At 66.4% G+C, this 6,686-nt stretch carries 9 protein-coding genes and 1 pseudogene; all 10 read right to left on the bottom strand.

Annotated features, from left to right (window positions below):
- Positions 1-82: 82 nt before the first annotated feature.
- The 10 genes and pseudogenes from KDJ86_RS19465 to KDJ86_RS19420 all read right to left on the bottom strand — a co-directional run bounded on the left by KDJ86_RS19465 (position 83) and on the right by KDJ86_RS19420 (position 6,667).
- A complete protein-coding gene (locus tag KDJ86_RS19465) occupies positions 83-418 on the bottom strand; it encodes a phage head closure protein (protein WP_291749743.1) in 336 nt (111 codons plus the stop codon).
- Positions 415-990 carry a head-tail connector protein gene (locus KDJ86_RS19460; RefSeq protein ID WP_291749741.1) on the bottom strand — a complete coding sequence of 192 codons (576 nt, stop codon included), beginning with the start codon at positions 988-990 and terminating at the stop codon, positions 415-417. The genes KDJ86_RS19465 and KDJ86_RS19460 overlap by 4 nt, the downstream gene beginning before the upstream one ends.
- Before the next feature lie 302 nt (positions 991-1,292).
- Positions 1,293-2,537 carry a phage major capsid protein gene (locus KDJ86_RS19455; RefSeq protein ID WP_291749739.1) on the bottom strand — a complete coding sequence of 415 codons (1,245 nt, stop codon included), beginning with the start codon at positions 2,535-2,537 and terminating at the stop codon, positions 1,293-1,295.
- Positions 2,538-3,260: 723 nt separating this feature from the next.
- Positions 3,261-3,806, bottom strand: a complete 546-nt coding sequence (locus KDJ86_RS19450) for a hypothetical protein (RefSeq protein WP_291749736.1) — start codon at positions 3,804-3,806, stop codon at positions 3,261-3,263.
- A gap of 7 nt (positions 3,807-3,813) precedes the next feature.
- On the bottom strand, positions 3,814-4,272 hold the full coding sequence (locus tag KDJ86_RS19445) for a hypothetical protein (RefSeq protein ID WP_291749733.1): 459 nt from the start codon (positions 4,270-4,272) through the stop codon (positions 3,814-3,816).
- 527 nt (positions 4,273-4,799) lie between these two features.
- A complete protein-coding gene (locus KDJ86_RS19440; RefSeq protein ID WP_291749731.1) occupies positions 4,800-5,279 on the bottom strand; it encodes a hypothetical protein in 480 nt (159 codons plus the stop codon).
- A gap of 59 nt (positions 5,280-5,338) precedes the next feature.
- Positions 5,339-5,557: pseudogene (locus tag KDJ86_RS19435) on the bottom strand (HK97 family phage prohead protease); the annotation flags it as partial.
- Between the two features lie 9 nt (positions 5,558-5,566).
- Entirely contained in the window at positions 5,567-5,929 is a 363-nt protein-coding gene (locus tag KDJ86_RS19430) for a hypothetical protein (protein ID WP_291749728.1), read from the bottom strand.
- Between the two features lie 150 nt (positions 5,930-6,079).
- Entirely contained in the window at positions 6,080-6,451 is a 372-nt protein-coding gene (locus KDJ86_RS19425; RefSeq protein ID WP_291749725.1) for a DUF2019 domain-containing protein, read from the bottom strand.
- Positions 6,452-6,511: 60 nt separating this feature from the next.
- The gene (locus KDJ86_RS19420) at positions 6,512-6,667 is read right to left on the bottom strand and encodes an HK97 family phage prohead protease (protein ID WP_521085322.1); all 156 of its coding nucleotides are present in this window, start codon (positions 6,665-6,667) and stop codon (positions 6,512-6,514) included.
- Positions 6,668-6,686: the final 19 nt, after the last annotated feature.

Below are 6,686 nucleotides of genomic sequence, written 5' to 3'. Positions count from 1 at the left end.
GCCTCGGCTCGCCGAACCACCGCCCGGTCGATCGCCGGCGCGAGCGCCCGGATCAGGCCGACGCGGGTCAGGTCGAGCGCGGTCATGGTCCCTCCTCCTCCGCCTTGGCGACGATGTATCGCCGCCGCTCGTCCGGGTCGGTGACCACCAGGATGCGGAAGATCCGGCCGCGATGGAGGGCGCGCATGCCGCCGGCGATGTCAGCCCGGTAGCGCATGGTGATGGTGTGGCTGACGATGCCGGAAAGATGCCCGGCGACGATCTCCTCGCCGCTCGCCGTCGGCGCGATCCGCGCCCAGACCGTCGCAAACGTGTCCCAGGTCACCGCCTCGCCGCCGGCGCCGTCCGGCGCCCCCGCTGCCGACTCGATGACGAGGCGATGGCGCAGCAGGCCGGGATCGAAGCCGCCCCCGCTCACAGCGCCAGCATCCTGTAGGGTGCGACCAGCGCCTCGAAGCCGAGCGGCGCGACCAGCACGGCGAGGTCATGGCCGACCGCGCCGCGATGCTCGTACCAGTGGGCGACCAGCATCAGCACCGCCTGGCGGAGCGCCGCCGGCACGTCGACAGAGCTCGCGCCATAGCCGGCGGTGACGTCGATCTCGATGCCGTTCACCGCCCGGCCGACCGGCGTCGGCGCGGTCGCGGCGAGCACCAGCCGGGCCGGCGAGGCAATGACGTCGGCCTCGTAGTCGTCCGGGTCGACGACCTGTGGGTCGCCGGCCGAGTCGTAGACCGTCACCGTGTCGATCGAGATCAGCGGCGCGACCGGCAGCCGGACGATGCGCTTCCGCGGCCATGCGTCGTAATAGACGCGCCAGGCCTGCTCGATCAGCGCCCTCCGCGTCGCGCTCTCGACATGGACGCGGGCCGAAACGATCGCCGCGGTCAGCAACGCGTCCTCGTCGCCGCTATCGAGGCGCAGATGCGCCTTGACGTCGGCGAGCGACACCGGCTCGACGGCCGGCCCGGTGATCAGGCTTGCGGTCATTATCCACCTATCCATGTGCGTGAAGATCGTTCGTCCGGCTCGGCAGGCAGGAAGAACGCGGTGCGCCACACCCCTTCCACCCACCACAACCTGTCGTCCTCCGGCTTGACCGGAGGACCCTGGGTCAGGGCCTCGTCGGCAGCCACCACGGGCACGCCCGCGCCACCTCCGCCGTGCATCAGGAGAACGGTCCTCCGGTCAAGCCGGAGGACGACAGTGAAATTGCAAAGCAGGCGGCCCCGCCCGCGCGAAGCGCGCGGGACCGCCCTATCGGCACGTGTCCTGGGGAGGGACGCGGGGGCTCAGGCCGTGCCGAATTTCATGAGCTTGATGGCGTCGAAATCCTGGACGCCGCCGCCGACCCGCTTGGTGGTGTAGAAGAGCACGTAGGGCTTGGCGGTATAGGGATCGCGGAGCACCCGCACCCCGATCCGGTCGACGACCAGGTAGCCGCGGCGGAAGTCGCCGAAGGCGATGGCGAAGGCGTCGGTGGCGATATCCGGCATGTCCTCGGCGTCGACGATCGGGAAGTTCATCAGCGTCGCCGGCCCGCCTGGCTGGCTGCCGGGCTGCCAGATGTAGTTGCCGTCGGCATCCTTCAGCTTGCGCACCACGCCTTGCGTCTTGCGGTTCATGACGAAGTGGGCGTTCTGGCGGTAGCCGGCCTTCAGCGCGTAGACCAGGTCGATCAGGTCGTCGACCGGATCGGACGAGGCGAAGGCGCCGGCCGCGCCGGTGATGACGTAGCCGATCTTGTCCCAGGCCCAGGAAGCCTCGGCAACCGTCGTATATTGGAGGAAGCCGGTCGGCTTGTTGCTGCCGTCGCCGTCGACGAAGGCTGCGCCTTCCTGGGTGGCGAAGGCGATCTCCACCTCCTCGGCGATCCAGGCGTCGATGTCGACCGCGGCGTCGTCGAGCAGCGCGCCCGTCGCCGCCGGCATCGCATAGAGCTCCATCGCCGGGAATTGCAGCTCGTCGAGCACCGGCGCCGTGGTCTCGGGCCGGGCGGCGGTCTCGCCGACCCAGCCGGTCACCGCGCCGGTGGTCACGAAGGGCTTCTTGTAGACGTTGCCGGACACCTGGCGGACGCTGGCGATCGAGCGGATCGGCGAGACCGCGGCAAGCCGCCGGCCGATCTCCCGCTCCGTCTCATCGGGCACCAGGTAACCGCCGTCCGAACCGACGGCGAGCGCCTTCTGCTCGAAGCCGCGCAGCGCCTCCTCGTTGCCCCGGCGCACATAGGCCTCGAAGGCCGCCTTGTGCTCCGGCGAGGCGACGACGCGCCCGGCGCCGGTCTCGAGCGGCGGCCGGCGGCCCTTCAACACGAACTGGTCCATCGCCCGCTTCTGCTCGTCGAGCGCCTGGTTGATGCGGTCGACCTTTTCTTCCGTCACCACGTCGGCGCTCTGCTTCCGCTCGATCTCGCCGATGCGGCCGTCATTCTCCTGCCTGAAGGTCTCGAAGGTGCGCTGGAAGCTGTCGAAGGCGCGGGCGAGGTCGGTGTCTCCCGACTTCGCCTCCGGCGCCGGCATTGCCACGTCGGTCATGTCACTGGTCCTTTCGTTGGATGGTCGTCACACACGTATTCGTCCCGCGACCGCCGGCCGCCGGTTGCGCGAGGTCGTCAGGTCGAGCGTCTGCCCAGGGTTCGGGTTCGGGTTGTCGAGGCCATGGATTGGTCCCGTCGGCAATCAGCAGGCCTGTTCCCTTTCCCGCTCGTCCCCGCCCCCGATCGAGCCGGCGACAAGCTCCAGCGGGGACCCGGTCTTTCCTCTGCCGCACCTGGATTCCGCTGGCGTTTACCCTCGGGCGGGCCAGAGGCCCGACCCGGGGGTGGAAATGCGCGGCTGAGACGATGGTCATGGCCACCTGGAACGCCGCGGCTCTCCGCGTGGCTCCGCCCATCCGAACGCGCCACTGTCATCCTCCGGCTTGACCGGAGGATCGCTTTCCGCCCGCGATCCCTGGAAGAGGCATGCGCCCGCTCCGGCCGGTCCTCCGGTGGCGCCGGAGGACGACGACAGCGGGGATGGCCGTGGGCCTCTGTTGATCGATCGAAACGGCCGTGCTCACACGCGCCGAAACAAGACGGCCGGGCGAGGACCCGGCCGCGATTCAAGCTGTTGGTTCGTACGTCAGGCAGCGCGCTTCATCCGCACCTCTCCGACGATAGCCAAACCATGCCAGACCAGCGTCACGCTGTCAAGGATTTTTTTCCTATACCAGTCGCCCCGTTCCTGGCTCGCGGGCAGCTCCCCGCGGCGTCGTGGTTACGCGGCAGTCGACCAGCGCCGAATGGCCGGGATATGGGAGAGCAGCCGGGCGACAAACCCCCGCGAGTCGCCCGAGGTGATCACATGGGTGACTCTTGCCAGAACCTCGTCGACCGGCCGTGATCGCCTGGGCCTTCCATAGCTATCGGGCAGGAACCGGACCGTCCCATCTTCTTCTATGCGGTCAATCCGACGCAATCTCAAACCGGTGTCGGAATGCGCGGCCTTGCCGTCGACCACAACGATGTCTCCGCGTTTCAAGACGTCCCGGTTTTCAGCCGACAAGAAAGTGCCCAAGAACGTGGCGCCATCCGGAATGCCGAGGTCGGCCATCGAATCTCTAACGGCGCGGCCGATGAACATGTCGGTGACGTCCATGAGCTTGCCGTTCTGGTCCCGCACGAATCCCGGCGACCATCGCCCCTCGGCCTTCACCTCGGGCGGCAATTCCTGCGCCACAGATGCGTGAACAGCGTAACGCTTCGGCGATGTGATCCGAAGGATGGAGATCAAAACGAGAAGTGCGGCGACTATGTAGATCATGTCTCACCTAGGCCCCGTCATTGTCATCATGCGACGGGCTCATGCGCCCGCCATCCATGGGGATCGGCAGATCCGATACAGGGGTGGCCTGTTGCGGAGCGGCATATGTGAAACCTCGCGCGACGGCAAGTGCGAGGAGAGCGAGGGAGCCGGTAAACAGGCCGTAGTTCTTTTCCTGTCCGGGCGCCATGATCGGTCCCCACATCGCAGAGACAAAGAAGATCAGGAAGCATACCAGAATCGCGCCAAGCCAGTGGGTAATCCCGGCGCGGACACGCTGATCCCTGATGCACACCACCACGATCACCAGGTCGATGAAGATCAGGACGATCAATGAAAACGGGTGTTTTGCGTTCGTGGCGAACGTGGTGATCATCCTGCTCAATTTCAACGTGAACGCCTCCGTCGGGAAGGCTACGATGAGCGATCCGGTGACCCATAACAGCGCAGCGGCCGACACCAACACGACCGGCCTCACCAATCCACGTAGCTTTCGCCATTCTATCATGGCATTCCGCGACGCTTCACTTTGCCGGCGTCTTCGTTAACGCCGAGTTCGCGTGTCAACTGTTGCGCCGCCCCCCCACAACCCAGATGATATACATAATCAATTCGTATCCGCTACCCCCTGGTATTGTCGAGGAATCCCGCAAATCTGTCTGTCAATTCACCCGGCGCTGACCGGGCCCGGGCTCTCGCGCCTGTCTCGTACCGATTCGGGAATCCGTGCGGCCGCGGTGCTCGCCGGGACCCTCATCCTGACCGGCTCGTCCGAGCACGTCCCGGAGATCTCTATCGCCTCTACCCCACCCGCATCGCCGGTCGCGGCTCGGCGGCGGCATCGGAAAGGTGACGACCGATCTTCCAGAGATCGCCTGCGATGAGTTGGCATCGCCCGGCCTCGATGTCGGCGCACGGCGCACCGAATCCGCGGCCGGCCACGACCCGGGCCCGGCCGGCAACACGCTCCGCCGGCGGCGGCCAGAACCGCCTTCACCTCCGCTCGAGGCTGTAATTCGCCGGATCGTATTCTTCGGCCGCGTTGACGCCGCCCGAAAGCGTGTTGCCGAACGCAGCGGAGGTGTAGATCCCCGGCGTCCCGAGAAACTGCTTGACCCCGTCGAGGGTGATGAACTCCGCCACGCAGGTGTCGTCGGAGCAGGCCGAGATGTCGTTGCCGAGGCCGCTCAGCGTCAGGACGGGTTCGTTGAGATCGGTTCGGTCGACCAGGTCCGCGAGGCTGGTGACGAAAGACAGGGCAGGGCCGGCCACGCCGTCAAGCCGCGCATTCTCGACGGCGCTGACGATCACGGTGTCGCCGTCGTCCTGCAATTCGCCGGTGATGTCCGCTTCGAGCAGGCCGCCGAATGTGAAGGTGTAGGTGAGCCTGAAGCTTTCGGCCGCGGCCGGTGTCGCGGCGAGTGCCGCCACGGCAATGATGGCTGCAATCCCCTTGGTCGCTCGTCGCGTCATCCGACAGTCTCCAGCCGCCGCATCAGGTGATCACAGTCTACATCCATCCGCGAGAATCCCTACCCCACCCGCATCGCCGCGGTCGCGCGGCGGATCGCGGCGGTGAGCATCGCGCGGTCGCGGCTCTTCACCGCCTCGACCCGCGCCTCGGGCAGCATCGGGAAAGTGACCACCGAGATCTCCCGGAGGTCGACCTCGATCAGGCTGCGGATGCCGGTCTTGGCGTCGGTCCGGCCGCGCACCGTGCGGTAGCCTATCGACAGGCCGTCGAGCGCGCCTGTCCCATATCAACCGAGACCGATCGTGACCCTTTCCGTGGCTTGGCTGCCGTCGGTCCAGATCCTGACGCGCGTGCGCTCCGGCACACCATTCATTTCAAGGACAGTGACGGCGGGAACAGTCTCCACGACGATTGTTCCGCTTGGCGTGGGCAACACGCCATCAAAGACCAGCGCAGCGTCCGGGCTGACCTCGTCCTCCCATCCGATCGTGATCGTGGTGTCGCCGTCGCAGTCTGGAACGCAACCGACCGCAACAGCGGAGTCGCTCGACCACACCCGCCCGATCCCGTCGATTTCGAGCCGATCAACATTCGTCGGATCGCGAATAAACACCAGCGAGTTGAGGACCGGCACGGAGGTGGACTTCATCGCATCAACTTGCCCGACTCCAGCCGACGATGATCCTGTCCGTCCCAGATCTTTCGGAGGTCGGCCCCTTGAAGGCGAATGCTGCCGCCGCAAGCCATCTTCCTCATCAGCCCCCTGTGGCACATCGGTCAATGCCGAAAACGGGATCACTCAATCCGGTCGATAGACGCCGTTCTCCAGGTTCCGAAGCGACATCCCGGCCTGCATGGCCTGCGGCATCCACCGCGACTCCCGGATAGCGAGCAGCAGCGCCCTGGCCGCCTCAGGCGCGACCCCGAGCGTCGCGTGCGCGGCATTCAAGCGGACCTGCATGTTGGGGTGGTCATAGAGCTTCATCAGTGCGATGCGCTGATCGCCGGCGCGCGATTTCAACTCCGCTTGTGCCGCAATGAGGTCGTCGACGAGGCGGTTGTATTTGCTGATGTTGTCGTTGTCTTCCGCCTGGTATTGGGCAACGCTTATGGCCGCATATCGTTCGACCAGTTCGTCGACCGACAGCTTGGTGACATCGACCTTCTTCATCGCTCGAGAACTCCCGCCTCTCTGAGGCCCCGGTCTCGGCCAAACATAGCTCTGCCATCATCATCGCTCCACCCGCATCGCCGCGGTCGCGCGGCGGATCGCGTCGAGCAGCATCGCGCGGTCGCGGCTCTTCACCGCCTCGACCCGCGCCTCGGGCAGCATCGGGAAGGTCACCACCGAGATCTCCCAGAGGTCGACCTCGATCAGGCTGCGGATGCCGGTCTTGGCGTCGGTC

Origin of the sequence: Bauldia sp., assembly GCF_020442045.1 — a bacterium.
Classification (GTDB): domain Bacteria; phylum Pseudomonadota; class Alphaproteobacteria; order Rhizobiales; family Kaistiaceae; genus Bauldia.
This window is presented reverse-complemented; position numbering and strand designations above follow the sequence as displayed.

Bases quoted from the DNA above. Each gene is read 5' to 3' on its own strand.
- KDJ86_RS19460 (WP_291749741.1), bottom strand. From the start codon at position 990: ATGACCGCAAGCCTGATCACCGGGCCGGCCGTCGAGCCGGTGTCGCTC.
- KDJ86_RS19455 (WP_291749739.1), bottom strand. From the start codon at position 2,537: ATGACCGACGTGGCAATGCCGGCGCCGGAGGCGAAGTCGGGAGACACC.
- KDJ86_RS19450 (WP_291749736.1), bottom strand. From the start codon at position 3,806: ATGATCTACATAGTCGCCGCACTTCTCGTTTTGATCTCCATCCTTCGG.
- KDJ86_RS19440 (WP_291749731.1), bottom strand. From the start codon at position 5,279: ATGACGCGACGAGCGACCAAGGGGATTGCAGCCATCATTGCCGTGGCG.
- KDJ86_RS19430 (WP_291749728.1), bottom strand. From the start codon at position 5,929: ATGAAGTCCACCTCCGTGCCGGTCCTCAACTCGCTGGTGTTTATTCGC.
- KDJ86_RS19425 (WP_291749725.1), bottom strand. From the start codon at position 6,451: ATGAAGAAGGTCGATGTCACCAAGCTGTCGGTCGACGAACTGGTCGAA.